At 58.3% G+C, this 26,139-nt stretch carries 26 protein-coding genes and 1 other RNA gene; 3 read left to right on the top strand and 24 right to left on the bottom strand.

Annotated elements, in window-relative coordinates; genetic code table 11:
• The 13 genes from murC to rsmI form a co-directional block, all read right to left on the bottom strand.
• Window positions 1-1,446, bottom strand: coding sequence for a UDP-N-acetylmuramate--L-alanine ligase (murC, locus tag SIC15_RS04550; protein WP_136631479.1), 1,446 nt, complete (start codon window positions 1,444-1,446; stop codon window positions 1-3).
• On the bottom strand, window positions 1,439-2,524 hold the full coding sequence (gene murG, locus SIC15_RS04545) for an undecaprenyldiphospho-muramoylpentapeptide beta-N-acetylglucosaminyltransferase (protein ID WP_136631478.1): 1,086 nt from the start codon (window positions 2,522-2,524) through the stop codon (window positions 1,439-1,441). The genes murC and murG overlap by 8 nt, the downstream gene beginning before the upstream one ends.
• A complete protein-coding gene (gene ftsW / locus SIC15_RS04540; protein WP_209398888.1) occupies window positions 2,517-3,716 on the bottom strand; it encodes a putative lipid II flippase FtsW in 1,200 nt (399 codons plus the stop codon). The genes murG and ftsW overlap by 8 nt, the downstream gene beginning before the upstream one ends.
• A complete protein-coding gene (murD, locus tag SIC15_RS04535) occupies window positions 3,716-5,056 on the bottom strand; it encodes a UDP-N-acetylmuramoyl-L-alanine--D-glutamate ligase (RefSeq protein WP_412537148.1) in 1,341 nt (446 codons plus the stop codon). The genes ftsW and murD overlap by 1 nt, the downstream gene beginning before the upstream one ends.
• A gap of 15 nt (window positions 5,057-5,071) precedes the next feature.
• The gene (gene mraY / locus SIC15_RS04530; RefSeq protein WP_064227007.1) at window positions 5,072-6,157 is read right to left on the bottom strand and encodes a phospho-N-acetylmuramoyl-pentapeptide-transferase; all 1,086 of its coding nucleotides are present in this window, start codon (window positions 6,155-6,157) and stop codon (window positions 5,072-5,074) included.
• On the bottom strand, window positions 6,142-7,530 hold the full coding sequence (locus tag SIC15_RS04525) for a UDP-N-acetylmuramoyl-tripeptide--D-alanyl-D-alanine ligase (protein ID WP_412537147.1): 1,389 nt from the start codon (window positions 7,528-7,530) through the stop codon (window positions 6,142-6,144). Before SIC15_RS04525 ends, mraY begins: the two co-directional genes overlap by 16 nt.
• Window positions 7,527-9,011: a UDP-N-acetylmuramoyl-L-alanyl-D-glutamate--2,6-diaminopimelate ligase gene (locus SIC15_RS04520; RefSeq protein WP_136631475.1), complete on the bottom strand. Its 1,485-nt coding sequence runs from the start codon at window positions 9,009-9,011 to the stop codon at window positions 7,527-7,529. The genes SIC15_RS04525 and SIC15_RS04520 overlap by 4 nt, the downstream gene beginning before the upstream one ends.
• 4 nt (window positions 9,012-9,015) lie before the next feature.
• Entirely contained in the window at window positions 9,016-10,755 is a 1,740-nt protein-coding gene (locus SIC15_RS04515; RefSeq protein ID WP_412537146.1) for a peptidoglycan D,D-transpeptidase FtsI family protein, read from the bottom strand.
• A gap of 34 nt (window positions 10,756-10,789) precedes the next feature.
• A complete protein-coding gene (gene ftsL / locus SIC15_RS04510; protein WP_069184001.1) occupies window positions 10,790-11,194 on the bottom strand; it encodes a cell division protein FtsL in 405 nt (134 codons plus the stop codon).
• A gap of 1 nt (window position 11,195) precedes the next feature.
• Window positions 11,196-12,179, bottom strand: a complete 984-nt coding sequence (rsmH, locus tag SIC15_RS04505) for a 16S rRNA (cytosine(1402)-N(4))-methyltransferase RsmH (protein WP_136631474.1) — start codon at window positions 12,177-12,179, stop codon at window positions 11,196-11,198.
• A complete protein-coding gene (mraZ, locus tag SIC15_RS04500; RefSeq protein ID WP_064227001.1) occupies window positions 12,176-12,628 on the bottom strand; it encodes a division/cell wall cluster transcriptional repressor MraZ in 453 nt (150 codons plus the stop codon). Before mraZ ends, rsmH begins: the two co-directional genes overlap by 4 nt.
• Window positions 12,629-12,929: 301 nt before the next feature.
• Window positions 12,930-13,279: RNase P RNA component class A (rnpB, locus tag SIC15_RS04495), an RNA gene on the bottom strand.
• A 53-nt stretch (window positions 13,280-13,332) separates the two neighbouring features.
• Window positions 13,333-14,247 (bottom strand): 16S rRNA (cytidine(1402)-2'-O)-methyltransferase, encoded by a 915-nt coding sequence (gene rsmI / locus SIC15_RS04490; protein WP_412537145.1) that lies wholly within the window; start codon window positions 14,245-14,247, stop codon window positions 13,333-13,335.
• Window positions 14,248-14,304: 57 nt separating this feature from the next.
• On the opposite strand from rsmI, the gene SIC15_RS04485 reads away from it, so the two are divergent.
• From SIC15_RS04485 to SIC15_RS04475, 3 genes are read left to right on the top strand one after another with little or no spacing between them, the layout of a single operon-like run.
• Entirely contained in the window at window positions 14,305-16,233 is a 1,929-nt protein-coding gene (locus SIC15_RS04485) for a penicillin-binding protein activator (RefSeq protein ID WP_227514540.1), read from the top strand.
• Between the two features lie 24 nt (window positions 16,234-16,257).
• Window positions 16,258-16,623: a YraN family protein gene (locus SIC15_RS04480; protein WP_136630356.1), complete on the top strand. Its 366-nt coding sequence runs from the start codon at window positions 16,258-16,260 to the stop codon at window positions 16,621-16,623.
• Between the two features lie 11 nt (window positions 16,624-16,634).
• Complete coding sequence (locus tag SIC15_RS04475; protein WP_069184005.1) at window positions 16,635-17,225, top strand: SIS domain-containing protein; 591 nt, start codon at window positions 16,635-16,637, stop codon at window positions 17,223-17,225.
• Between the two features lie 45 nt (window positions 17,226-17,270).
• Here the strand turns inward: SIC15_RS04475 and SIC15_RS04470 are convergent, their stop codons facing one another.
• From SIC15_RS04470 to SIC15_RS04420, 11 genes are all read right to left on the bottom strand, one after another.
• Window positions 17,271-17,687 carry a ClpXP protease specificity-enhancing factor gene (locus tag SIC15_RS04470; RefSeq protein ID WP_174805052.1) on the bottom strand — a complete coding sequence of 139 codons (417 nt, stop codon included), beginning with the start codon at window positions 17,685-17,687 and terminating at the stop codon, window positions 17,271-17,273.
• 59 nt (window positions 17,688-17,746) lie between these two features.
• The gene (locus SIC15_RS04465) at window positions 17,747-18,376 is read right to left on the bottom strand and encodes a glutathione S-transferase N-terminal domain-containing protein (RefSeq protein WP_069184007.1); all 630 of its coding nucleotides are present in this window, start codon (window positions 18,374-18,376) and stop codon (window positions 17,747-17,749) included.
• A 107-nt stretch (window positions 18,377-18,483) separates the two neighbouring features.
• Entirely contained in the window at window positions 18,484-19,239 is a 756-nt protein-coding gene (locus tag SIC15_RS04460; RefSeq protein WP_136630355.1) for a cytochrome c1, read from the bottom strand.
• The gene (locus SIC15_RS04455; RefSeq protein ID WP_069184009.1) at window positions 19,239-20,471 is read right to left on the bottom strand and encodes a cytochrome b; all 1,233 of its coding nucleotides are present in this window, start codon (window positions 20,469-20,471) and stop codon (window positions 19,239-19,241) included. Before SIC15_RS04455 ends, SIC15_RS04460 begins: the two co-directional genes overlap by 1 nt.
• Entirely contained in the window at window positions 20,471-21,064 is a 594-nt protein-coding gene (gene petA, locus SIC15_RS04450; protein ID WP_069184010.1) for a ubiquinol-cytochrome c reductase iron-sulfur subunit, read from the bottom strand. Before petA ends, SIC15_RS04455 begins: the two co-directional genes overlap by 1 nt.
• Window positions 21,065-21,307: 243 nt before the next feature.
• Window positions 21,308-21,700, bottom strand: a complete 393-nt coding sequence (gene rpsI, locus SIC15_RS04445; RefSeq protein WP_069184011.1) for a 30S ribosomal protein S9 — start codon at window positions 21,698-21,700, stop codon at window positions 21,308-21,310.
• 12 nt (window positions 21,701-21,712) lie between these two features.
• Window positions 21,713-22,141: a 50S ribosomal protein L13 gene (gene rplM / locus SIC15_RS04440; protein ID WP_008176556.1), complete on the bottom strand. Its 429-nt coding sequence runs from the start codon at window positions 22,139-22,141 to the stop codon at window positions 21,713-21,715.
• A gap of 193 nt (window positions 22,142-22,334) precedes the next feature.
• Complete coding sequence (locus SIC15_RS04435; protein ID WP_412537144.1) at window positions 22,335-23,120, bottom strand: TatD family hydrolase; 786 nt, start codon at window positions 23,118-23,120, stop codon at window positions 22,335-22,337.
• Between the two features lie 21 nt (window positions 23,121-23,141).
• Window positions 23,142-24,722 carry a peptide chain release factor 3 gene (gene prfC / locus SIC15_RS04430; RefSeq protein ID WP_069184013.1) on the bottom strand — a complete coding sequence of 527 codons (1,581 nt, stop codon included), beginning with the start codon at window positions 24,720-24,722 and terminating at the stop codon, window positions 23,142-23,144.
• Between the two features lie 88 nt (window positions 24,723-24,810).
• Window positions 24,811-25,296 carry a ribosomal protein S18-alanine N-acetyltransferase gene (gene rimI, locus SIC15_RS04425; protein WP_069184014.1) on the bottom strand — a complete coding sequence of 162 codons (486 nt, stop codon included), beginning with the start codon at window positions 25,294-25,296 and terminating at the stop codon, window positions 24,811-24,813.
• Window positions 25,296-26,108, bottom strand: coding sequence for a 2-isopropylmalate synthase (locus tag SIC15_RS04420; RefSeq protein ID WP_412537143.1), 813 nt, complete (start codon window positions 26,106-26,108; stop codon window positions 25,296-25,298). The genes rimI and SIC15_RS04420 overlap by 1 nt, the downstream gene beginning before the upstream one ends.
• Window positions 26,109-26,139 lie beyond the last annotated feature (31 nt).

Here is a 26,139-nt window from a genome sequence, read left to right as displayed (position 1 = left end):
TCACTCACCCGCAATCACTCCCGCGGCCGCCAGCCGCGAAGCCACACCGCCAATATCGCCTGCTCCCTGGGTTATCAGCAGGTCACCATCCTTCAGAACATTGGCCAACAGGGCTTCGATCTCCCGGTTATCCTCGACGAAGACCGGCTCCACCTGCCCACGCTGGCGAATACTGCGACACAGGGCCCGACCATCGGCACCCGGAATCGCCGGTTCGCCGGCGGAATACACGTCCATCAACAGCAACGCGTCCACTTCGGAGAGGACCCGAACGAAGTCTTCGTAAAGGTCTCGTGTCCGGGTAAACCGATGCGGCTGGTAAAGCATGACCAGGCGACGGTCCGGCCAGGCATCGTGTGCCGCGCGGATTACTGCCTCCACTTCCGTGGGGTGATGACCGTAATCGTCTACCAGCGTTACTGTACCCTTGGGTGTCTTGTAATCGCCGTAAACCTGGAACCGGCGCCCGACACCGGCAAAACCAGCCAGCCCGCGGCAGATGGCGTCATCGTCAACGCCTTCGTCCGTGGCCACGGCAATGGCCGCCAGCGCGTTCAGTACGTTGTGTCGGCCCGGCATTTTCAGCTCGACGGTCAGATCACTTCTCCCGGCCGGACGCTTCACCACAAAGTGGGTGCGCAGACCGTCAGAGTGGATGCCTTCGGCACGGTAGTCCGCGTCCGGGTTGTCAATGCCGTAAGTAATGATCGCCCGGGAAATCCGGGGAATGATTTCCTGAACGTACCCATCGTCTACGCACATCACCGCGATGCCATAGAAAGGAAGGTTGTGCAGGAAATCCACAAAGGTCTGCTTCAGTTTTTCAACATCGCCGCCATAGGTATCCATGTGGTCGGCTTCGATGTTGGTCACCACCGAAATCACCGGCGTCAAATGCAGGAAGGAGGCATCGCTCTCATCGGCTTCCGCCACCAGATAACGGGATCCGCCCAGCTGGGCGTTGGTACCGGCGCTGTTCAACTTGCCGCCAATGACAAACGTGGGGTCCAGACCCGCCTCGCCTAGAATGGATGCAATCAGGCTTGTGGTGGTGGTCTTGCCGTGGGTTCCAGCCACGGCAATGCCATGACGGTAGCGCATGATTTCCGCCAGCATTTCTGCCCTGGGTACGATCGGCACCCGACGACTGCGTGCGGCCACAACTTCCGGGTTTTCCGCGGATACCGCCGAAGAAACCACAACCACATCGGCACTGGCGCTGTTTTCCTCCCGGTGGCCGATCTGGACTTCCACGCCCATGGCTTTCAGGCGATCGGTCACCGCACCTTCTTTCAGATCCGAGCCGGAAACGTCGTAGCCCTGGTTCTTGAGAACCTCGGCGATGCCGCTCATCCCTGCACCACCAATCCCCACGAAGTGGATGTGACGGATCCGGCGCATTTCAGGCACCTGATAGACCAGGGGCGGATTGGTTGCATCAGCCATTGGCGGCCTCCAGACAGTAATTCACGACTCTCTCCGTTGCATCGGGGCGGGCCAGCGTTCGAGCGGCCTTTGCCATATCTGTTGCCCGGCTGCGATCCCGGGCCAGATCGCCCAGAGTTTCCGCCAGCACCGCCGGGGTCATCTTTGATTGGGGGATGAGGATGGCTGCTTTCGCCGCCACCATCTGTTGGCCATTTTTCGTCTGGTGGTCATCCACCGCGTGGGGAAATGGCACCAGTACTGCGCCGATACCGGCCGCACACAGTTCGGAAACCGTGAGTGCGCCGGCCCGGCAAAGTACCAGGTCGGCCCATTGATAGGCCTCTGCCATATCCTTGATAAACGGCTCCACGCTGGCTTCAACCCCGTGTTGCTCATAGGCCTGCCGGGCTGCATCTGCATGGCGCTCACCACATTGGTGACGAACCACCGGCCGATCGGCCTCCGGCAACATGGCCAGGGCTTCGGGCAGTTGTTCGTTGAACACCTGGGCGCCCAGGCTGCCACCAACCACCAGCAACCTGAGGGCACCTTCCCGCCCTGCCATCCGCTGCTCGGGTACCGGCAGGTTCGCGAGATCCTCCCGGACCGGATTGCCGGTACAGCGGGTAACGACTTTTGGCCCAAAGCTGCCGGGAAACGCTTCCAGTACGGTTTCTGCAAATCGCACCAGAATCCGGTTGGTCATGCCTGCAATGGCGTTCTGTTCATGAATCACCAGGGGTGTGCGGTTCAACCAGGCGGCCACACCACCTGGCCCGGTGACAAACCCTCCCATACCGACGACACAGTCCGGGCGAATCCGGCGCAGGATGGTGAACGCCTCACCGAGTGCGCGCATCAGGCGGAACGGGGCCAGCACCAGGGCCAGTTTGCCCTTGCCGCGCAAACCGGAAATGTGAATCAGTGACAGCGGAATATCGGTTTCGCCGATCAGCCTCTGTTCCATGCCACCACTGGCACCGAGCCAGTACACCTGGTGACCACGGGCTTCAAGCGCCCTCGCCGTTGCGAGGGCCGGGAACACATGGCCTCCGGTGCCGCCGGCCATCATCAGGAAGCGGCGCTGCTCAGTCATACACCGCACCTCCCCGCGCCTTCGGACCGGCCTTTTCCCGGGCCAGTTTTTCCTGATCAAGACGCTCCATTTCCACCCGGGCCAGAATGCCAATGCAGATACAGGTGATCATCAGGCTGGACCCGCCGTAACTGACCAACGGCAGGGTCAGCCCCTTGGTCGGCAACAGGCCGGTACTGACCGCCATATTGATGCCCGCCTGCAGGCCGATCAGCAGGGTCAGACCATAGGCAAAACAGGCGCCGAACGGCATATCCGCTTTCTCTGCCCGGCGGGCAATGACAAAACCGGTCACTACCAGCAGGGTGAACAGGCTGAGTACCAGCAGCGATCCGAGGAGTCCGAACTCTTCCGCGATAATGGCAAAGATGAAGTCGGTGTGTGCCTCTGGCAGGTAGAACAGCTTCTGGATGGAATTGCCCAGGCCGACACCGCCCCAGTCTCCCCGACCGAAGGCAATCAGCGACTGGGTCAACTGGTATCCGCTGTCGAACTGGTCTTTCCAGGGGTCGAGGTAACTGACAACCCGTTTCAGCCGATAGGGCTGGGTAACGATCAGAATGGCACCCAAAACCACCAGCGTACCGATCAAAGGTACAAACCGGCTAAGCCGCACACCGCTCAGGAAAATCATGCCCGCCGCGGCCGTCACCAGCACCACCGTGGCACCGAAATCCGGCTGAATAACCAGCAGCACCGATGCCAGACCAAGAACTACCAGCGGTTTGAGGAAGCCAGGCCAGGTATTGAGCAATTCATCCCGGCGACGGACCACGTAGCCGGCCAGATAGGCAATCAGGCAGAGCTTCGCCACTTCCGAAACCTGGACATTAAACAGCCCAAACGGAATCCAGCGAGTGGAGCCGTTAACGGTACGCCCCAGCGGCGTAAGCACCAGAACAAGGGCCAGCAGACCGATGCCCAGGAGCAACCAGCCACTGCGCTCCCACCATGCCACCGGAACGTTCACGGCGACCAGCGCCAGCAGGCAGCCAAGACCGGCAAACATCAGCTGGCGAATCACATAGTGGTAACTGTTGCCCATGGTCTCAGCGGCCATATCCATGGACGCCGAGGAAATCATGACAACCCCGAGCACCAGCAAGGCGACCGAACTGATCACCAGCATCGGCAGCGGTTGGACCTCGCCCAGCCATTGATTCCGGTTCTGCAGGGAAAGATCTGCGTGCATCACAGGCCCTCCACCAGAGATCGGAACTGGTCACCGCGATCAAGATAATCACGGAACATATCAAAGCTCGCGCAGGCCGGCGAAAGCAGGACCCGATCCCCGGGCACCGCCAGCTCCGCGGAGCGAGAGACCGCCTCGGCGAGGCTGTCCATCCGATGAACCGGAATGCCGCTTCCCAGCACATCGGCGATCGCCGATGCATCACGACCAATCACCAGCACCGCCCGACAATAGAGCGCAATGGGGGCTTCCAGCGCAGTGAAATCGGCCCCTTTGCCATCACCACCGGCAATCAGCACGACTTTGCCATTGGCGGGTGCAAGGCTTTCAATGGCGGCTACCGTGGCGCCGACATTGGTGCCCTTGGAATCGTTGATGAAATCCACATCGTTCACACGGCGCACAAACTCGCATCGATGCGGCAGGCCCGGGAATTCCCGGGCAACCTTCAGCATGACATCCATGGGCAGACCAGCGGCATGACCCAGTGCCAGCGCAGCCATCACGTTGCTTATATTGTGATGCCCCATCAGTTTCAGTTCACTGGCCAACACAAGGTTGTCGAAACCAAAAGTAATCCAGGTACCCTGGTCATCGTCCCGGGTACTGAAGGTCTCGGGATTCACCCGGTGGAAGCCGAAACACAGGAACCTGAGGTTGTCCCTCGCCATGGGTGTGCTCAGCGCATCGTCCAGATTGACAACGGCGTTCTTGCAGCCCCGGAAAATCCGCTGTTTGGCCTGAAAATAAGCCATCTTGTTCGGGTAACGATCCATGTGATCGTCGCTGACGTTCAGTACCGTCGCCGCCAGGGCGTTCAGTTCGTCCGTAGTCTCGAGCTGGAAACTCGACAGCTCGAGTACGTACAGATCGGCGCCCTGCCCCAGTAGATCCAGCGCGGGGGTGCCGATATTGCCGCCGACAGCGACCTTCCGGCCGGCGGCCTTTGCCATTTCACCCACCAGGGTGGTGACGGTGGTTTTACCATTGGAACCGGTAATGGCCACAATGGGCGCATCGGCAGCCTCGGCAAACAGATCAATGTCGCCGCGGATTCTGGCGCCCTGGCCCGCAGCAGCGGCAATGGCAGGCTCCGAAATGGCGATGCCCGGGCTTACCACCAGCTCGTTGAAGCCGGCAAACAGTTCTTTGTCAAAGGTCCCCAGGTGCACAGGAACATCCGGCCAGCCTGCTCTCAGCTGCTCAAGACCGGGAGGGGCCTCACGGCTGTCGGCCACAGTGACGTCCCGTCCCTGTTCGGACAGATAGCGCACGCAGGAAAGCCCGGTTTTACCGAGCCCTACGACCAGTGTGCGACGATCCGAAACAATGACACTCATAGTTGCTGTGCTTTCCTATCTCAGTTTCAGACTGGCAATGCCAATCAGGACCAGAACAACGGTGATCACCCAGAACCGGACGATCACCCTCGGCTCCGGCCAGCCTTTCAATTCGAAGTGATGATGCAGCGGCGCCATGCGGAAGATCCGCCGACCGGTCAGTCGGAAGGATGCAACCTGCAGGATCACCGATATGGTCTCCATCACGAACACACCGCCCATGATGAACAGGACGATTTCCTGGCGAACAATAACCGCAACCACACCCAGGGCTGCCCCAAGCGCGAGAGCGCCCACATCACCCATGAATACCTGGGCCGGATAGGTGTTGAACCAGAGGAAACCAAGCCCGGCTCCGACCAGGGCGCCACAGAAAACGATAAGCTCACCGGTGCCCGGAAGGTGCGGGATCAGCAGGTAGTTGGCGAACTGGGCGTGCCCGGACAGGTAGGCGAAGATGCCGAGAGCGCCTGCGACCATGACCGTTGGCATAATGGCCAGCCCGTCCAGACCGTCAGTCAGGTTGACCGCGTTGCTGCTGCCGACAATGACGAAGTAGCTCAGCAGGATGAACAATACCGGACCAAGAGTGAGGGACACCTGTTTGACGAACGGCACGTACAGAGAGGTCTCCTGCGGCAACGCCGAGCTGAAGAACAGAACCACGGCCGCCGTGGCACCAATGACCGACTGCCAGAAGTATTTCCAGCGACCCGGCAGACCTCTCGGATTGCGCTCCACCACCTTGCGATAGTCATCAACCCAGCCGATGGCGCCGAACAGAAGCGTCACCAGGAGCGTAACCCAGACATAGCGATTACCAAGATCGGCCCAAAGCAGCGTGCTGATGCCAATGGCCACCAGGATCAGCGCGCCCCCCATGGTCGGCGTGCCGGCTTTGCTGAGGTGGGTCTGGGGACCGTCATCCCTCACCGCCTGGCCAATCTGGTACTGGCTCAGCTTGCGGATCATCACCGGGCCGATGATCAGCGAAATCAGCAGCGCCGTGAGTGTGCCCAGAATTCCCCGCAGGGTCAGATACTGAAACACCGTCAGTGCCGAGAAATACTGTGATAGAACCTCTGTCAGCCAGAGCAGCATGAGTTATTCACCTTTTCTTTAATCCCCTCCACCACACGCTCCATGGCGGAACTGCGAGAACCCTTGACCAGCACTGTCAATGGTGTGTTTTTGTCCCCAATGGCCGATTCGACAGCCTGCTCGTGGCTCAGCCCAAGTTCCGTGGACTCTCCAAACCCGTCGGCATAACCCTCGCAACCCGGCCCCACGGTAATCAGTCGATCAATACCGCGCTCCCGGGCGCATTCCCCAACCTCACGGTGCAGGGTCCTGGCCTCGGCGCCAAGCTCTGCCATGGCACCAAGCACAGCCACTTTCCGACCCTCGCGCCCGGCCAGAACTCCAAGCGCGGCCTTCATGGAGGACGGGTTGGCGTTGTAACTGTCGTCAATCAGCGTCAGCTCCGGTGACAGCATCAGAACCTGGAGCCGCCCCTTTACCGGCGCAACACTGGCCAGCCCTTCGACAATCGCCCGATCACTGGCGCCCAGCTCGCGGGTGGCTGCGATGGCAAGCAGCATATTGGTAATGTTGTGGTCACCCTCAAGTCCCAGGGTGACCCGGCACTGCCAGCCGTCCGGACCGCTCACCTGAAGGATTCTGGTTCCAGCGTCCTGGCTCACGAGGACCGCGTGATAGTCGGCTTCGGAACCGAGACGGCTCACTCCGGCAACACGACGGGCTCCAGCACGCGTTCGCCACTGCTCGAAAGCCGGATCGTCGCGGTTCAGCACCATCAGCCCGTCTGCCGCCACGCCATCAATGATTTCACCCTTGGCCAGCACAATATTCTCGTAGCTGCCAAACCCTTCCAGATGGGCCTCGCCCGCATTGGTGAGGATGGCAACGCGGGGCTTCGCAAGGGCAACCGTATGGGCAATTTCACCCAGCCCGCTGGCACCCAGCTCGATCACGCCATACTGATGCTCTGGCGAAAGACCAAACAGGGTAAGCGGAACACCGATGTGATTATTCAGGTTGCCTTTTGTGGAAAGCGTCTTGCCCATCTGCGAGAGAATGGCGGCACACATCTCCTTGACCGTGGTCTTGCCGCTGCTACCGGTGATGGCAAGAATGCTGGCTTTGCTTTCTCCGCGGTTGCCCAAAGCAAGCCTGGCCAGGGCATCCAACGTGTCGTCTACCACTAACTGGGGCAGGTCGACACTGTTGTCAGGCGTATCGACTACCAGCCCAACCGCGCCCTTGGCCAACGCCTGTTGCAGGAACCGGTGGCCATCAAAGTTTTCGCCGCAAAGCGCCACGAACAGCTGCCCTTGTTCCAGGGTACGGGTGTCGGTAGAAACCCCAGTGAACGCCACTGACTCGAGGTCGCCCGAGGCGCATTCGGCGTCGAGCCAACCCTTGGCTTCGGCCAGCGAAAAGGCGCGCATCATGCCACACCCCCGTTGAGTTTCAAGTTGTGGCGAACCTGCTCAGCATCGCTGAATGGGTATTTCTGGCCGGCGATTTCCTGGTAGGCCTCATGCCCTTTTCCTGCGATCAAAACGAGGTCGTTCGGAGTAGCAGAACGGATCGCCGACTGGATGGCCTCGGCCCGGTCATGAATGACCGTCACCTTTGCTGAATCCGAGAATCCGGCAAGGATATCCCGCGCAATTGCTTCAGGATGTTCACTACGGGGATTGTCGTCAGTTACCACTACACGGTCCGCCAGCTTCTCGGCTTCCCGGGCCATGTCCGGACGTTTGCCGGTATCACGGTCACCGCCGCAACCGAAAACACAAATCAGTTCGCCGTCCACATGAGGTCGCAGTGCAGCCAGGGCATTGGCCAAGGCATCGGCAGTGTGGGCGTAATCAACCACCACTCTGACCCCATTGGCACCATCGAATCTCTCAAGCCTGCCAGGGGGCGGCGCGAGTCGGCCGACGGCCTGCTGTACACGATCGACCGGAACCCCGAGCGTGAGGACTGTCGCCATCGCCGCCAGGACATTACTTGCGTTGAAGCTGCCCATCAGGGGAACCGCGATAACAAACCGCCCCCACTCGCCATCCACTTCCGCTTCAAAACCGTCGTCGGTTGGCCGGAACTCGCGCAACCATAGCTCTGTCTGGGCCTCGTGGAGGCTATAGCGCACCCGGTCACATTTGCCTTCAAGCTGTTCAAACAGCTGCCGACCGAAAGGATCGTCAAAGTTGATCACCGAAAAGTGCAGCTCCTCTCGTTCGAAGAGGCGTGCCTTGGCCGCACCATAGGCTTCCATGGAGCCGTGATAGTCGAGATGATCCCGGGTGAGATTGGTAAACACGGCCCCGGTCATGGAGATGTTGTCCACCCGACCCTGATCCAGCGCGTGGGAGGACACCTCCATCACGGCAGCGCGACCCTCCTGCTTCACGATCCGGGACAGGACACGATTGACCTGAACCGCATCCGGCGTGGTGTGAGTTGCTGGTTGAAGCGAACCAGGCATGCCGTAGCCCAGAGTGCCGAGGATGCCGCACGGGGTACCAGTTTCCCTGAGCAACTGCGCCACATACTGGCAGACCGACGTCTTGCCATTGGTTCCGGTTACACCGATCAGGCGAAGACGTTGGGAGGGGTGCTCAAAGAACCGATCTGCAATTCGACCCACCAAACCGCGCAGGCCGGCAACAGGCACTATCAGGGCGCCGTGGTGCTCTGCGCACTCGCCGGCCTGTTCGGTTTCCAAAAGGATGACCGTCGCGCCAGCGGTGATCGCCTTGTCCACGTAAAAATCAGCGGGCGTTTTGGCACCCGAAAGGGCTATAAACGCATCGCCGGAGGCGACTTCCCGGCTGTCGGTTTTCAGACCGTGAATGGTCACGTCGAAGACCGATGGAACCGCCACAATACCTTGCAATAACGTGCTGAGAGATGTGATGCACATAGGCTTACCCTCGCTCTCCGGTAGCAGAAGGACCGATTTCGGCCTCTCCCACTTCCAGTTCAGGCTTCACATTCAACAGTCGCAGTGCGTCACTCATTACCCGTGAGAATACCGGCGCCGCCACTTCGCCACCGTAGTACTCTCCGGACTGCGGCGCATCAACGGCCACAACCGTAACCAGTCTTGGATTATCAATGGGCGCCATACCGGCAAAAATCGCCTTGTACTGGCTGTCTTCGTATCCCTGGGCACCAACAAGATGAACCGTCCCGGTCTTGCCGCCGGCCGAGTAGAATCCCGGCTGTGCACGTTTACCCGTTCCCCTCGACACTGCCTCGCGCAACATAGCGCGAACCTGATGGGTTACCTGCTCCGACAGCACCCGTTGCCCCTCCGGCTTTTTATCCTGCCGAACCAGGCTCAGTGGATACCGCACACCACCGTTGGCAATCACCATATAGGCCTGGGCCAGCTGAAGAGCATTCACACTCATGCCATAACCATAAGACAGCGTTGCTTCTTCCACTGGACGCCACTTGGGCGGCGATGGCAAGACCCCCACCGCTTCGCCCGGAAAACCGATACCCGTTGGCTGGCCAAGCCCAAGCCTGGCGTAAAGATCGCGAATCACATCACCACCAAGATCGGTGGCAATCTGGCTGATTCCAACGTTGCTGGATTTGACGATGATCTCGGCCATATCCATCACGCCATAGTTGCGGTGGTCCCGAATGGTAAAACGACCAAACCGGCGAAAGCCCGGATTGGTATCAATGGTGCTGTTAACCGAGTAAGTGCCGGACTCCAGGGCGGCCGCCATGGTAATCGGCTTCATGGTTGAGCCGGGCTCGAACAGATCGGTAATGGCCTTGTTCCGGAGATTCTCGGCGGCAAGCTGGCTGCGATCGTTGGGGTTGTAGGACCCCTGGTTGACCATTGCCAGGACCTCACCGGTATCCACGTCGAGCATGACCAGCGTGCCCCCTCTGGCATTATGAGCCGCCACCACCGCCTTGAGTTCCCGGTAAGCCAGGTACTGGAGGCGCAGATCAATGCTGAGCGCGAGATTCTGGCCCGGACTGGCATCGCGAATCAGGGTCAGATCCTTGATGACTCGACCCCGGTTGTCTTTCAGAACACGCTTGCGGCCGGTTTCGCCGGACAACCACTGGTTGTAGGCAAGTTCGATCCCTTCCTGGCCACGCTCATCAATATCTGTGAAGCCCACAACGTGAGCGGTCACTTCGCCCGCAGGGTAATATCGGCGGTACTCCTGGCGGGCGTAGACACCATCAATCTCCAGATCCAGGACCTTTCTGGCCAGATCCGGCTGAACCTTTCGGCGCAGGTAGATAAACTCCCGTCCGGAGTACTCTTCCAGACGCTGCCGGAGGGAAGCCTCATTGATATCCAGAAGCCGCGCGAGGTTAGTCAGTCGCGCCTCGGCGGGATCGGCCTCCGAAGGATTGGCCCAGATGGTCTGCACCGGAGTGCTGACGGCCAGCGGCTCGTCGTAACGATCAGTGATCACACCACGATGGGCATCAATACTCTCAACCCGGATGGTCCGGACATCTCCCTGCTTGCGCAGAAACTCGTTGTCGACTACATGAAGGTCAACCAGGCGCCAGCCAAGCACACCTACGACCAGGAGAAAGACGCCCACGACGGAGCCAAAACGCCAGGCTGCCAGCCCGGACGCCAGACGCTGCCCCCATGTTGTCTTCTTTCCCTGATCGGACACGTCGATCACCCTGAATCGTTGTTGTTTTCGTTGACTATCGGTCAGCAACCGGCGACATCAGCGGTACCAGAACAATGTCCTGACGCCCCGGCACCACCATGCCGAAACGCTCGGCCGCCAGTTTCTCCACTCGCCCGTGGGCGCTCAGTGCGCTTTGCTCCAGCAGCAACTGGCTCCACTCGCTCTGGTAGCGATCGCGCTCGGACTGAAGCTGGGACAGGGTATTAAAGAGCTCCCGGTTCTCGTGAGCACTGACCACCACGCCGATGGAGGAGGCCAGCAACACGGCAACCAGCCCGAGCGAGACCAGCACTCTGCCTTGCTTCGTCGCAGCAAACACCTGCCTTGAAATCCGGACTGCAGTTGCAACGCCGTCCCGGACCATCTGTTTGTTCAGCTTTGCCGTTTTTACCGGCTCTTCAATGGCTACCGCGCCCATGTCACGCGCTCCCCTGCGAGTTTTTTCTGGTATCTGTGCGTTCCAGAACCCGCATGACTGCGCTGCGGGCACGTACGTTGTCACTTACTTCGTCAGCGCCAGCCTTGCTGGCCTTGCCAACAAGCCGGAAGTCCGACGCTTCCTGTTCCGCGGTTACCGGAACACCCTTGGGCAGCTGCGGCCCCCGGGCCAGATCCCTCATGAATCGCTTGACCAGCCGGTCTTCCAGCGAATGAAAACTGATCACCACCAGGCGCCCGCCGGGTGCCAGGTGGTCAACAGCAGACTGAAGGCCGATTTCCAGATCCTCCAGTTCCCGGTTGATAAAAATCCGGATGGCCTGAAACGTCCGAGTGGCCGGATGCTTGTGCTTTTCTTTCTTGGGCACAGCCTCGCTGACCAGCTCCGCCAACTGACGAGTAGTCTCGACCGGCGCCTCTTGCCGACGCTCGACCAGCAGCCGCGCAATGCGCCTGGAGAACCGTTCCTCGCCATAGCGGAAGATCACATTCGCTATATCCGATTCTTCCGCCGTTGCCAGCCACTCCGCCGCACTGGGCGATTGCTCGGTGTTCATGCGCATATCCAGCGGACCATCCCGCATGAAACTGAAGCCACGTGAGGCATCATCAAGCTGCGGCGATGACACGCCCAAATCCAGCAAAACGCCATTGACTGTCTGCCAACCCTGACCGGCCAGCGCGGCGCCAAGCTCTGCAAAGGAACCATGAAAACAGTGGAAGCGGCTATCCTGGGCTTCCAGCTCCCGCGCCGCGCGAATTGCTTCCGGATCCTTATCAATGCCAAGCAGCTGACCCGACTCTCCGAGACGGCCCAGAATCAGGCGACTGTGGCCACCCCGTCCGAAGGTGCCATCCACGTAATAGCCATCGGGGTCGTTAACCAGATAGTCGACCGCCGAATCCAGGAGTACCGAGCGATGCGAGTACACCGCCCCGGCCTCCTGATTGCGATCGGAGGTCATAAGGACAGCGCCTCCATCTCCGGCGGCATCTCTTCGTCATCAGAGGACTCATCCAGCCAGGCGAACCAGCGCTCCTCGCTCCAGAGCTCAAGTTTCTTGCCTTGCCCGATCAACATCAGCTTCTTCTCCAGATGGGCATAGCTTCTCAGCGTTGGCGGAATCAGTATGCGGCCGGCAGAGTCCAGCTCCATGGGCGCAGCGTTACCCAGGATCAGGCGCTGGAGACGCCGGGCCGCTTTGTTCATGTTCGGAAGCGCCTCGATTTTGGGCCGTAAAACCTCCCATTCGGGCTCGGGATAAAGCAACAGGCACCGCTCCTCGTCAGCGTTTGCCGTCAATACAATGCGCCCACCACAGGCCTGCGCGAGCTCTTCGCGCACCTTGGCGGGGATCGCCAGGCGACCCTTCGCATCCATATTGATGGCATGACTGCCAAGAAAATTGCTCATTTACGCTGTCTCTGGGTGCCTGATATCCACAAAAAACCACTAGAATCCACTTTTTCCCACTTCTGCACACTATAGAAACACGCAATACACAATGCAAGCGCCGCAAACAGCGCCACTCTTGGAAAACTTCCTTTAACGACAAGAGGTTACAGGGCTGGATTCGATGAAATCGTGAGATTACGGAAAAGAAAAGAAGTAAAATCAAATACCTGCAAAAAAGTCTGAAGACTGCAAGTGAGGTTTAAGATTTTTTGGCTATAAAGAACGCCTGCTGAGAATGACAGACGTCACACGAAGGGAAAAAACGAGCTCGCCGATAAGCCGGGTTCTGTCTTGGACAGTCATTCATCTAGGGCCTGCGTCACCACAGGCCTCAAGCAACCTACCCGAATCCAGCGCGGGCCACGCTATTGGATTCCTATTTGGTCTTGCTCCAGGTGGGGTTTACCATCGCCGTGGACTGTTGCCAGCCACGCGGTGCGCTCTTACCGCACCATTTCACCCTTACCGGCGCCCGAAGGCACTTAGGCGGTATACTTTCTGTTGCACTTTCCGTCGGCTCGCGCCGCCCAGGCGTTACCTGGCACCTTGCCCTGTGGAGCCCGGACTTTCCTCCCCCGGAAAACCGGCGGCGACTGTCTGGCGAGCTCGGGCGAGACAATACTCCTGCACCTATGGCCTTGCAAGAGAAACTGCCCCTGAATTCAACCATCCTTTAATGCCAAGGCCCTTTGATAAAGCTCGTTTTTCGATAGCCCGGTCAGCTCTGAAGCCATTTTGGCGACCTTTTTGACCGGCAGCTCCGCCAGCAAAACACGAAGCATACGGTCTACATCCATGGTAGCGGCCTCTTCACTACCGGCCTGAGCCGCTGCGCCGCGAACCATCACTACGAACTCACCGCGGTTTCCATGAGGGTCCCGCTCCAACTCAGCCAGAACGTCGGCCACCGAGCCAGAGTAGAAGGTTTCGAAGGTCTTGGTTATTTCACGACCCAGCACAATCTCACGATCCGACCCCAGCACGTCGGCAATATCGCGTACCGATTCCATAATCCGATGGGGCGACTCATAGAAGACCAGAGTCGCCACTTCACTGCTCAGCACCTCGAGACTGGCCCTGCGGCCAGAGCGCTTTGCAGGTAAAAATCCCACGTACAGGAATCGATCCGTCGGCAGACCGGCGACACTCAATGCCGCCACCAGAGCACAGGGCCCGGGGATCGGGCTGACTCGATGGCCTGCAGCCCGGGCCTCGCGCACCAACACATAACCGGGATCTGAAATCAGCGGCGTACCCGCATCGGAGATCAGAGCCACATCACGTCCGGCCTGCAGCTCAGTCAGGATCCCGGCGGTGCGATCCTTTTCATTATGATCGTGCAACGCGACCATGCGCTTCTGGACACCCAAATGGCTCAACAACCGCCCGCTGTGGCGCGTATCCTCTGCTGCCACCACATCCACACTGGCCAGTGTCCGGGCCGCCCGCGGAGACAGATCGTCGAGATTGCCGATGGGTGTGGCAACAACATAGAGCGTTCCTTTCAATTCACCCTTGCGGCTGTCTGACGATGTGAAATCGCTAACTTCATCTTTCAAAGCTTCTGCCTCTCTCATGGGGAGCCCGGGACCGTGACAGTTACGTCATGTGAATTAACCCCGGAGCTGTTAAACTTGCCACCGTTAATCTGGCGCTACAAGCCCAATCATCCGGAGTATGTCGAGCCTGCCATGATAAAGATCCGCATTCATCAACGAGCCCTGGCCAGCGTATTTACTGCCGCCCTTTTGTCGGCTGGTTGCGCCACCGTGAACCTCGAAACCCACGTTGCACAAACTGCCGACCAGGCCCTGGAACTGGCGAGCAACGAGGACAACACCGAAACCGCACAGGCCTATCTTCTTCGGATCGCCAGCAGGTTCCAGGATCAGGGCAATCACGAAGCGGCCAGAACGCTACTGCAAAGTCGGCAGCTCGCGCAACCCGCCTCCGGGCTTGGCAATCAAAAACTGCTGCTGGCCATGGCGAGCGCCACAGCCCTTGGGGATGAGTCCTGGGCAAAAGCAATCGCCGGCGAACTCGCTCCTTCTACCTTTATCGACTACCCGGCTGACCTGATCACCCGGGCGGCCAACCTGCAGACGGACACATACAGCCTCGCCGGCGAGCCCATACCCGCGGCAATGACCCTGATTCTGCTGGCGCAAACGGATAACACGGCGGATGCGCAACAGATTCACAACCGGATCTGGTCCATGTTGGAACAGGTCTCTGAGAGCGACCTGAGCTCGGCGTCTGCCGAGGCCATCGGCTATGAAGCCCAGGGCTGGCTGGAATTGGCCAGCCTTGTCAGAACACCGGACGCCGGCATTGACGAGCAGGGACGAATCATCCGCAACTGGCAAAACAATTGGCCGGGTCATCCGGCCGCTCAGGTTCTGCCTGCGGAATTGCGACTGATCGCGACGCTGGCCGAAAGTCGCCCCGAAAAAATCGCACTTGCCCTTCCCCTCGAGGGGCCGCTGGCAACGGCAGGCAAGGCAATCCGGGACGGCTTTCTGGCGGCCTACTACCTTGATGACTCTGCCGACCGGGGCGAAACAGACATTCGCATTTTCAACACCGCCGGCACAGCGTTCGCCGATCTTTACAAGCAGCTGTCCGAACAGGATATCGACCTGATTGTCGGCCCCCTCGAAAAGGAAGCGCTTGCGGGGCTTGGCTCAATGAATACGCTGCCGGTGCCTGCGCTCGGGCTAAACTATCTGCCAGCCGATACCCGGCCTGCTGACGGGCTGTATCAATTCGGGCTTTCCGCCGAAGATGAGGCCCGACAGATTGCCGACCGACTTGCCGCAGAACAACTGCGCCAGGTTCTGGTTCTTATCCCCGGTGGCGAATGGGGCGATCGGGTTGAGGCCGCGTTATTGAAGCGAATGGCCTCCAACGAAGGGGTTGCACTGGATATCGAGCGCTTCTACCGGGAGGACAATCTTCGGGCGGTAACGGCCGACCTTCTGGGCATCACCGTTTCCCGGGACAGGGCCATTCAGGTTGAGCGGACCATCGGCATGGATGTCGAGTTCGAGCCGAGGCGCCGGCAGGACGCCGACGCCATCGTCATGGTGGCAGAGCCCACCGTTGCGCGGCAGTTCAAGCCTCTGTTCGCCTTTTATTTCGGTGGTGACCTGCCCGTTTATTCGCCATCCATCATCTACGAGGGCACACCCGCACCCTCCCGGGACCGTGACCTGAACGGGGTTATTTTCACCGACATTCCCTGGGTGCTGGGAGACGACAACGAACTTCGAACCCGGGCTACAGAGAACCTTTCCGGTACCCGTGGCCAACCCGGGCGCCTGTTCGCCATGGGCGCCGATGCGTGGCACCTGAGCAAACGCCTGCCCCTGTTGAGACAGGTTGAAAGCGCCTCGATCTCCGGGCAGACCGGAATCCTGACCATGACAGCCGAAGGCAGCATTCACCGGGAACAGCTCTGGGCGCAGTTCCGCAATGGGGTTCCTGAGCTCATCCCCGACCCGGTGACCGAAGAGAGCGAGCCAGAAGTCACGAACCAGGAAACGGCCCCCATTAGCGAGTAACACGACAGGAGCAGACCAGCTGCCATGGATGGCACCAAAACCACGGGCAACCATTTTGAAGGCGTCGCAGCCCGATACCTCGCTAGTCGAGGCGTCCGGATTCTAGAGCGCAATGTCTACAATCGCGGCGGCGAAATCGACATCGTCGGCCAGGATGGCGAGACCCTCGTGTTCTTTGAGGTCCGTTATCGGGGGACGGGCAGTCTTGTTGACCCTGCAAGTTCGATCAATTACCCCAAACAGAAACGCCTGATCCGTGCCGTTTCCTTTTATTTGCACCGCCATGGGCTCTGGAACAGCGTCTCGCGGATTGATGTGGTTGCCATCAGCCCGGGTACCGTTAAAAAATACCGGGTACAATGGATCAGGAACGCAATTCTGGCAGGATAGTGATACTGAAAATGACCGATACCGAACACCAGATCAATCAGTGGTTCGCCAGCCATATGGAGCATACCGCACAGACCGCCAGCACCGTTGGCCCCGACATTGAAGAGGCTGCCAATGCCTTTGTGGGAACGCTGCTCCAGGATGGGAAAATCATTACCTGCGCCAACGGCAATGCCAATATTCTGGCCCAGTACTTCTGCACCGCCCTTCTTAACCGGTTCGACCAGGACCGCCCTGCACTACCGGCCATCAATCTTGGCGCCGATGCGACAACCTATTCCGCGATCTGCCGGGATAATCGCTTCAACGACACTTTTTCCCGCCAGGTCAGGGCCATTGGCAAACCCGGAGATCTTCTTTTCGTAATCGTGGACGATGGCCACAAGGCAAACCTGATCCAGGCGATCCAGGTCGCCCATGACCGAGAGATGAGCGTTGTGGTCCTTAGCGCCAGGGAGAAATCCGACATAACATCGCTCCTGCATCCGGAAGATCACGAAATTGCGCTGAATAACCTCAGCCCCACAGAGGCAACGCCGTTACTTCTCCTCATCATCAATGCCCTCTGCGGGCTGATCGACGCCAAGATTTTTGGCGGATAAAAAAAGCCAGCATAAGCTGGCTTTTTCAAGACTACGGGGTGCGGTTTATTTCACCACTTTGAGGGTTGGCCTGCCCGAAGGGCGATCCTCCTGCCCGGATGCAGACTGCTCGCCCTCACGCTCACGGGAAGTGCCATCCGGATCCGGAGAGCCTGGCTCACTGCCGAACACCATGCCCTCACCGTTCTCCTTGGCGTAGATTGCCATAACCGCCTGCAGCGGAATGAAAACCTGCATGGGGACGCCACCGAAACGGGCACTGAACTCGAGTGCACCGTTACCGATAACCAGACCACGGACCGCTCCCGGACTGATATTCAGAACAATCTGTCCATTGGCGACATGCTCGGTCGGCACCTGTACACCCTGAATGCCTGCATCCACCACGATGTATGGAGTGCAGTCATTGTCCAGAATCCATTCATTGAATGCTCGTACCAGGTACGGGCGGCTGGACGTCATAGTGTTTTTACTCTCAGCCACTGCCACTCTCCTGCTCCGGCCAGCGGAACGTTACCAAATCAGCTGCGAATGTCTTCTTCCAGGTCGGACAGGCTTGCCTTGAACCCTTCCCGGCTGAAGATGCTCTCCATGTACTTCTGCAGTGGCTTGGCCTGCTTTTCGTTCAGCTCGATACCGAGGGCCGGAAGACGCCACAGGATCGGAGCAATACAGCAGTCCACGATGGTGAACTCTTCAGACAGGAAGAACGGCATCTCCCCGAACAGCGGCGCCGTCGCCAACAGGCTTTCTTTCAGCTCTTTGCGCGCCGTTTCAGACGCTTTGGCGTTCGGCTGCGCCAGGATCTGGTCCACCAGGCCACACCAGTCCTTCTGAATCCGATGAATCATCAGGCGGCTATTGGCACGGGCAACCGGATACACCGGCAACAAGGGCGGGTGCGGGAACCGCTCGTCCAGGTACTCCATCATGATGTTGGGCTCATAAAGAACCAGATCACGATCCACCAGTGTCGGCAGGGCGTTGTACGGGTTCAGGTCGGCCAGCTCAGCCGGCGGATTGTCCGGATCCACATCAACGATATCGACGGTAACACCCTTCTCTGCCAGAACAATGCGCACCCTGTGACTGTAATGGCTGGCCGGATCCGAGAAAAACGTCATTGATGACCGCTTGGTCACAACGCCCATAGAACTACCTCACGAGTAAACAAACCGAAATGATCCTGAAAAACGCAAAAATCCAGCGGGCCGGTTATGCCCGCTGGAACTCAGGGGATGGGATTATACCCTATTTCTCAGTGTACGTCCTTCCAGTACTCACGATTGAGCATGTAGGCGAACACGAAGAAGATGGCCACGAAGATCAGGACAAAGATCCCCAGACGCTCACGCTCAAGCTTGACCGGATCACCCATGTAAGACATGAAGTTGGTCAGATCGTACATGGCCTGGTCGAATTCCGGTCCAGACATGCTGCCTTCGATGGCGTACTCCGGGCATACGTCGGCGTTGTTGATGTTGCCACTCAAGGGCTCAACGCTGGCCGGAGTCCCGATGTTGGGCTCAACGGCACACAGCCCCTGCATCCCCACCAGAACGTGAGGCATACCCACGGCCGGGAACACCACGTTGTTCACGCCCAGCGGTCGGGACTCATCCTTGTAGAAGCCACGCAGGTAGGAATACACCCACGCTTCGCCCCGCAAACGCGTTTCCAGCGTGAGGTCCGGTGGCGGCGCACCAAACCAATCGGCAGCCATGTCCTTGCTCATGGAGTTCTTCATCAACTCGCCAATCTTGGCGCCAGTGAAGATCAGGTTTTCCTCGTACAGCTCATCGGGAATCTCCAGATCATCAGCCACGCGCTTGTATCGGGCATACTCCATGGAATGGCAACCCATGCAGTAGTTGGTAAACAGAGCTGCACCACGCTGCAGAGAGGCTTTGTCAGAGTGATCTGACTCGAAGCTGTCCAGCGGCACGGTTGAACCCGCTGCCAGCCCGAGTGCCGGCAGGACCGCGATGAAAAGACCAAAAATCAGCTTTCTCATTATCCTGTCACCCTCTCTGGAACTGGCTTGGTTTTCTCCATACGCGTATAGAACGGCATAAGGATGAAGTAGAGGAAGTACAGCACCGTCAGAACCTGGGCAACCATGGTGCGGCCTTCAGTCGCCGGTACCAGGCCGAGATAGCCAAGCACCACGAAACTGACTGCGAAAATGGCCAGGGCAATGCGACTCAGCCAGCCCTTGTACCGCATTGAGCGTACGGGGCTCTTGTCGAGCCATGGCAGCACAAACAGAATGGCGATCGCTGCGCCCATCACGACAACACCCCAGAACTTGGCATCCAGACCGAACAGGTCAATCGTTACCGCACGCAACATTGCGTAGAAAGGCGTGAAGTACCAGACCGGCGCGATGTGATCGGGCGTCTTGAGCGGGTTAGCTGGCTCGAAGTTCGGCTTTTCAATGAACAGCCCGCCGCCTTCCGGGAAGAAGAACACGACGATGAAGAAGATAAAGAAGAATACACCGACGCCCAGAAGGTCATGCACAGTGTAATAAGGGTGGAACGGGATACCATCTTTCGGAATACCGTTTTCGTCCTTGTTCTTCTTGATATCGATACCGTCAGGGTTGTTTGAGCCCACTTCGTGCAGTGCCAGAATGTGAAGCACAACCAGACCAAGGAGAACGATCGGCAGGGCTACCACATGCAACGCAAAGAAGCGGTTCAGGGTAATGCCGGAAATCAGGTAATCGCCACGGATCCACAGTGACAGATCTTCACCGATGACCGGAATAGCACCGAAGAGGTTTACAATAACCTGGGCACCCCAGTAGGACATCTGGCCCCAGGGCAGCAGATAACCCATGAACGCCTCAGCCATCAGGATCAGGTAGATCAACATACCGAAGATCCAGATGAGTTCACGCGGCTTCTGATAGGAGCCATACATCAGCCCCCGGAACATGTGGAGATAGACCACAACGAAGAATGCCGAAGCACCGGTAGAATGCAGATAACGGAGCAACCAGCCCCACTCGACATCACGCATGATGTACTCGACAGACGCAAACGCGCCTTCGCCGGACGGGTTGTAGCTCATGGTCAGCCAGATCCCGGTAACCAGCTGGTTCACGAGGACCAGCATGGCAAGGGAACCAAAGAAGTACCACACGTTGAAGTTCTTCGGCGCGTAATACTTTCCAAGATGCTTGTTCCAGGCATCTACGATTGGCAGACGCTCGTCTACCCAGTTAATCAGCTTTTGCATTACGCTGCCTCCGGATCAAGACCAATCGTGAGGGTCGAATCGTCGTCAAAACGATAAGGCGGCACCTCAAGGTTCAGGGGAGCAGGCTGCGCCTCATAGACCCTTCCGGCCATGTCATATCGGGAACCGTGACACGGGCAGAAAAGACCACCCAGCCACTCATCACCGAGATCCGCCGGAGCAACTTCCGGACGGTAGGACGGAACACAGCCAAGATGGGTACACAACCCTACAAGCACGGCAAACTCCGGCTTCAGGGAACGCAGGATGCCATCAATATACGGTGGCTGCTGAGGCGCTTCTGACTGAGGATCTTTCACTCGGTCGTTGAGCTTCTCGATATTCGCCTGCATCTCTTCGGTACGGCGAATGATCCAGACCGGCTTACCTCGCCACTCGACCGTAATCTGCTGACCCGGTTCAATCTTGCTGACATTGACGGTTACCGGTGCACCCGCTGCTTCCGCTTTGGCACTGGGATTCCAGGATGCCACGAAAGGAACGGCCGCACCGACGACGCCGACTCCACCCACCACAGACGTGGCACCGATCAGAAACCGGCGCCGGCCTTGGCTCACGTCGCCATTACTCATTATGGTTTTCTCCCATCAGGCGATGTCACAGCCCGCAAAACCGCCGGCGATGTGCATCTTAAAGGACTTCACAACCCAAAAATATAAGCGCCCAAATGGTAATGAAATTACCTTGGCCTTACAAGTCGGAAAGCCGGCGCTGGCGCCTCATCACTGTTCCAGATCAATTTGCTGCCAAATCGTCCGAACATAAAAAAACCCGACCGAAAAGGGCCGGGTTTTCCTGGATCTGTTCCAGCGAAATTAACGCTTGGAGTACTGAGGACGCTTACGCGCCTTGCGCAGACCCACTTTCTTACGCTCGACCTCACGCGCGTCACGGGTAACATAACCCGCTTTACGCAGCGCCGGACGCAGAGTTTCGTCGTAATCCATCAGGGCGCGAGTCAGACCGTGGCGAATTGCGCCGGCCTGACCACTGATACCACCACCCTTCACGGTGATTTGGATATCAAAACGATCGGTAGACTCGGCAACAACCAGCGGCTGACGAACGATCATGCGCAGGGTGTCACGACCGAAGAAATCTTCGATTGAGCGACCATTGATAGAGATGTTACCGCTTCCCGGCTTGATAAAAACCCGAGCCGTGGATGTCTTGCGGCGACCAGTACCGTAATTTTGTGCTACAGACATATCCGCCTTCCGTTAAATGTCGAGTTCTTTGGGCTGCTGGGCTGCGTGAGGATGCTCAGCGCCGGCATAGATTTTCAGCTTCTTGAACATGGCGCGACCGAGCGGGCCTTTCGGAAGCATGCCTTTGACAGACTTCTGAATGATTTGCTCGGGAGCCTTGTCGACCAGCTTCTCGAAGTTGATGGACTTGATTCCACCCGGAAAGCCGGTATGACTGTAGTACATCTTGTCAGATGCCTTCTTGCCGGTAACCCGCACCTGGCTCGCGTTGATCACAACAATGTAATCGCCGGTGTCTACGTGAGGGGTGTACTCAGGCTTATGCTTGCCCCGCAGACGTAGGGCGATTTCGGTTGACAGACGACCCAGCGTCTTGCCGGCTGCGTCTACAACGTACCAGTCACGTTTTACTGTTTCTGGTTTCGCACTCAGAGTCTTCATTGATTCCGCCTTGAACGCTATATAAGAAACGTTAAAAACCACCACCGGTAAATGCAAGGCATCCGGAGGAGGTTCCATACCTGTGTTGCGCTGCCATCATTCGGGGCTGAGATAATGACATCGCCTTGAAAAGCCAGGGCGCGAAGTATACTCGAACCACCCGGGAAAGCCAACCCTGTGTCGGCTCGTTTCGTTATTCCCCTATATCCGCGACGGACCAACCATAAAGCCGGGACACATTATCCAGCAACACCGGCGCCAGCTGCTCTGGCGTGTCGCCACGAATCTCTGCAAGCGCCTTCAGAATATCCGGCAAATACCGGGAAGAATTCTGCCCCTGCGGTACACCCTCCGGCGCCATGTCCGGCGCATCCGTCTCAAGCACCAGCGCCTCCAGTGGCAACTTTGCGATTGCATCGCGGGTCTTTCGGGCCCGGGGGTGAGTAATTACGCCTCCCACGCCGATGAAGCACCCCAGATCGACCAGCTTTTCGCCCTGCTGAAAACTGCCACTGAAGCCGTGAATCAGGGCCCGTCCCGTCCACTGCCTACGGTTGAGCAGACTGTGTACTTCGTCATGGGCCTTAACGGAATGGATCACCAGCGGCATGCCGAACTCGTTCGCTAATGCCACCTGGCTGTCAAACCAGGGCCATTGTACTTCAAGACTGCCTTTGAGGCGGTCGAGTCCACACTCCCCTAGGGCGACGCAGCGCTCGGGCCGTGCCGCAAGTCGCCTGCGAAGCTCCGTCAGATCCTCTTCGGAATGCTCGTCAACAAACCAGGGATGAATCCCGAGACAGTAGAACAGGCCATTATGGGCAAGCGCTGTGTCACGGACACTGTCCCAGTCTGGCCGCCGGACACCGGGTATGACCAGTCGGCGGAGTCCGAGCGATCGGGCCTGCTCGAGCTCCGCTTCGCGCCGGCCATCGAACTGAGGGAAATCAAAATGGCAATGGGCGTCGATCAGCTGCACGGTCACCTCCGCCCGGAACGTTTAATGCTCCCGGGTCTTGTGGAACTGGATGTCCGGATACCTTTCCTGAGCCAGATTCAGGTTTACCATGGTCGGAGCGATGTAGGCGAGCCGGTCACTGCCATCAAGAGCCAGGTTGTCGTTGTTCTTGCGCTGGAACTCGTCCAACTTGCGCTCATCGCTGCAGGTCACCCAACGAGCTGTGGCCACATTGATCGGCTCATAAATCGCCTCTACCTTGTACTCACTTTTCAGGCGACTGACCACCACGTCGAACTGCAGAACACCCACGGCCCCGACAATCAGGTCATTGTTACGCAGAGGCCTGAACACCTGAACAGCCCCTTCCTCTGACAACTGGATAAGGCCTTTCTGGAGCTGCTTGGCCTTGAGTGGGTCTTTCAGGCGAATCCGGCGAAACAGTTCCGGAGCGAAGTTCGGGATGCCGGTGAATTTCATATCCTCACCCGCGGTAAAGGTATCCCCCAACTGAATGGTCCCGTGGTTATGCAAGCCAATAATATCGCCAGCAAAGGCCTGCTCGGCATGCTCACGGTCGCCGGCCATAAAGGTCAGTGCATCTGAAAAGCGGACCTCTTTTCCAATACGAACATGACGGGCCTTCATGCCCTGGTTGTAACTGCCAGAGACGATTCGGAGGAACGCAACGCGATCACGGTGTTGCGGGTCCATATTTGCCTGGATCTTGAATACGAAGCCCGAAAAGGCGTCCTCTGCAGGCTGGACCAGTCTCTGGTCGGTTTCGCGGGGCTGTGGCGCCGGAGCCCACTCCACCAGTCCATCCAGCATGTGGTCGACACCGAAATTGCCCAGTGCGGTACCAAAGAACACCGGCGTCAACTCGCCAGCAAGAAAGGCTTCCTGATCGAATTCGTGGGAAGCGCCCTTTACAAGCTCAATCTCATCGCGCAGGTCGTCAGCATAGGCGCCAATCGCCTCGTCCAGCTCCGGGTTATCGAGCCCCGAGATAATTCGCTTGTCCTGAATCATGTGTCCCTGACCGGACTGATAGAGGATGACTTCATCCCGCAGCAGGTGATACACACCCTTGAAGCTCTTGCCCATACCAATAGGCCAGGTGATCGGCGCGCAGGCGATCTTCAGGACCTCTTCAACCTCATCCATCAGCTCCACTGGATCCCGGGTATCCCGGTCCAGCTTGTTCATGAAGGTGAGAATGGGGGTATCCCGCAAGCGGGTAACTTCCATCAGCTTGATGGTTCGCTCCTCGACACCCTTGGCGCTGTCAATCACCATCAGGCAGGAGTCGACCGCTGTCAGGGTCCGGTAGGTATCCTCGGAGAAATCCTCGTGGCCCGGCGTATCCAGCAGGTTCACCAGCTTGCCACCATAGGGGAACTGCATTACGGAGGTGGTAACCGAGATACCCCGCTCTTTTTCCATTTCCATCCAGTCAGACTTGGCATGCTGACCGGATTTCTTTCCCTTGACGGTACCAGCCTTCTGAATGGCCTGGCCGAATAACAGCACCTTCTCGGTAATCGTAGTCTTACCGGCATCCGGGTGCGAAATAATGGCAAAGGTGCGGCGCTTGGCCACTTCCTGGGAAAGGTTAGACATAATCGAAAAGCAACCTGAATCTGATGTTCTGGAAAAGGCGGCCATTATAGGCCCTATGCCTCTGTGACGCTAACTCGCTCTTGAGCACTCACTGGCCGAGAGCACGCATCATAACGCGTGCATCCTCCCGTCCATTGGCGGCCGGATAATACCCGGGGCGCAGACCGATTTCGCGAAAACCCTCATCCTGGTACAACGCGATAGCGGCATGATTGCTGACCCTGACCTCGAGCAACAGCTGGGACATCCCCTCATGGGCTGCGGTTGCCAGAACGTACCTCAGGAGATAGCGTCCCACGCCCTCGCCGCGGGCTCTCGGGTGCACGCAAATATTCAGCAAATGCGCTTCATCAACGATGTAAGCCAGGACAGCGTAGCCAACAAGATCGCCGCCATGGCAGGCACCCCAGACCCGATAGTTGTCCTTGAAACAATCCAGAAACACCGATTCGCTCCAGGGATGGGAATACCCCTGGCGCTCTATATCAAGCACTGCCGGCACATCCTCAGGCGCCAGAGGACGCATGAGCAGATCGGCGTTGAGAACTTTTTGGTAGGCTTCCGGATAGGGCATTAACGGGCGACCATAGGCCGTATTTGTTGCCACAGGGATCGCTTGAGCGTCGGGTTACCGGCAATCTCCGCGAGGGTGTGCGGAAACCGAACTGCCGCATCACGGCCGAGAGCTGCTTCCACCCAGCCCTGCTCCGAATCTTCTCCGGCCTGCAGAACAACAACAGGCTTACGCTCCAGACCCGACAGAATGTGGCGAATCACCTCAACAAGGTCATGACCGGAGTTCCCGGGGACCAGCAGATTGTTGAAGATGGGCCAGACCACACGGCCCAGAACCCGGGGCTTATGCTCTCCCAAGCTCTTGAGAATATTCATCGCAAGGGTCTCCTGCAGACGACCGCTGGCATCCTCGGACATGCCTCCGATAAGAACCACATTGCTCCCCGCCCAGATCATGAGATTGGCACTCACGGTTGGGATTCGGGACGGTCGCACCGACACTTCCTCAGAAAACCCTGAATTCGGAGCTTCGGTTGGCACCTCTGGCAAAGAGGGCGTTGCGGGGGACTGCGGCGGCGCCTTTTCCGGAACGCCAGCGTTACCACCCATCAATGCCTGCAGATCGGCTATTCGGGCGACGCCTTCGGTGCGATCCGGAACAGTCGGCTTCTCCATGCCAGCGCGGCCCGAACCACTTGCCCGACGGGCTACCGGCTCTGGCTGCCCTGGAACTGTCTCAGGAGCTGCGTCCTCCTCTGGATACACAAAGCCTGGACTGGGCGCCGCACCCGGGAGCGGCTGCCGGGCATACCACATCCGTATCCCCGCCGCTCCCAGGTAAAACTGACGCTCTGCTTCCGATCCAATCATTCACTTCGCCTGTCGGAACTCACCGAATTCA

The organism is Marinobacter sp. MIT932201 (genome assembly GCF_047123295.1).
In the GTDB taxonomy this organism is placed as follows: domain Bacteria; phylum Pseudomonadota; class Gammaproteobacteria; order Pseudomonadales; family Oleiphilaceae; genus Marinobacter; species Marinobacter salsuginis.
This window is presented reverse-complemented; position numbering and strand designations above follow the sequence as displayed.

Coding starts and splice junctions, on each gene's coding strand:
- SIC15_RS04460 (WP_136630355.1), bottom strand. CDS start 19,239: ATGAGAAAGCTGATTTTTGGTCTTTTCATCGCGGTCCTGCCGGCACTC.
- petA (WP_069184010.1), bottom strand. CDS start 21,064: ATGAGTAATGGCGACGTGAGCCAAGGCCGGCGCCGGTTTCTGATCGGT.
- ftsW (WP_209398888.1), bottom strand. CDS start 3,716: ATGCACGCAGATCTTTCCCTGCAGAACCGGAATCAATGGCTGGGCGAG.
- SIC15_RS04420 (WP_412537143.1), bottom strand. CDS start 26,108: ATGATTGGATCGGAAGCAGAGCGTCAGTTTTACCTGGGAGCGGCGGGG.
- SIC15_RS04470 (WP_174805052.1), bottom strand. CDS start 17,687: ATGACGTCCAGCCGCCCGTACCTGGTACGAGCATTCAATGAATGGATT.
- rsmI (WP_412537145.1), bottom strand. CDS start 14,247: ATGAGAGAGGCAGAAGCTTTGAAAGATGAAGTTAGCGATTTCACATCG.
- rsmH (WP_136631474.1), bottom strand. CDS start 12,179: ATGACCTCCGATCGCAATCAGGAGGCCGGGGCGGTGTACTCGCATCGC.
- ftsL (WP_069184001.1), bottom strand. CDS start 11,194: ATGGGCGCGGTAGCCATTGAAGAGCCGGTAAAAACGGCAAAGCTGAAC.
- murC (WP_136631479.1), bottom strand. CDS start 1,446: ATGGCTGATGCAACCAATCCGCCCCTGGTCTATCAGGTGCCTGAAATG.
- SIC15_RS04465 (WP_069184007.1), bottom strand. CDS start 18,376: ATGGGCGTTGTGACCAAGCGGTCATCAATGACGTTTTTCTCGGATCCG.
- mraY (WP_064227007.1), bottom strand. CDS start 6,157: ATGCTGCTCTGGCTGACAGAGGTTCTATCACAGTATTTCTCGGCACTG.
- SIC15_RS04455 (WP_069184009.1), bottom strand. CDS start 20,471: ATGCAAAAGCTGATTAACTGGGTAGACGAGCGTCTGCCAATCGTAGAT.
- SIC15_RS04480 (WP_136630356.1), top strand. CDS start 16,258: ATGGATGGCACCAAAACCACGGGCAACCATTTTGAAGGCGTCGCAGCC.
- SIC15_RS04520 (WP_136631475.1), bottom strand. CDS start 9,011: ATGTGCATCACATCTCTCAGCACGTTATTGCAAGGTATTGTGGCGGTT.
- rplM (WP_008176556.1), bottom strand. CDS start 22,141: ATGAAGACTCTGAGTGCGAAACCAGAAACAGTAAAACGTGACTGGTAC.
- murD (WP_412537148.1), bottom strand. CDS start 5,056: ATGAGTGTCATTGTTTCGGATCGTCGCACACTGGTCGTAGGGCTCGGT.
- murG (WP_136631478.1), bottom strand. CDS start 2,524: ATGACTGAGCAGCGCCGCTTCCTGATGATGGCCGGCGGCACCGGAGGC.
- mraZ (WP_064227001.1), bottom strand. CDS start 12,628: ATGAGCAATTTTCTTGGCAGTCATGCCATCAATATGGATGCGAAGGGT.
- rpsI (WP_069184011.1), bottom strand. CDS start 21,700: ATGTCTGTAGCACAAAATTACGGTACTGGTCGCCGCAAGACATCCACG.
- SIC15_RS04475 (WP_069184005.1), top strand. CDS start 16,635: ATGACCGATACCGAACACCAGATCAATCAGTGGTTCGCCAGCCATATG.
- prfC (WP_069184013.1), bottom strand. CDS start 24,722: ATGTCTAACCTTTCCCAGGAAGTGGCCAAGCGCCGCACCTTTGCCATT.
- SIC15_RS04525 (WP_412537147.1), bottom strand. CDS start 7,530: ATGATGCGCGCCTTTTCGCTGGCCGAAGCCAAGGGTTGGCTCGACGCC.
- rimI (WP_069184014.1), bottom strand. CDS start 25,296: ATGCCCTATCCGGAAGCCTACCAAAAAGTTCTCAACGCCGATCTGCTC.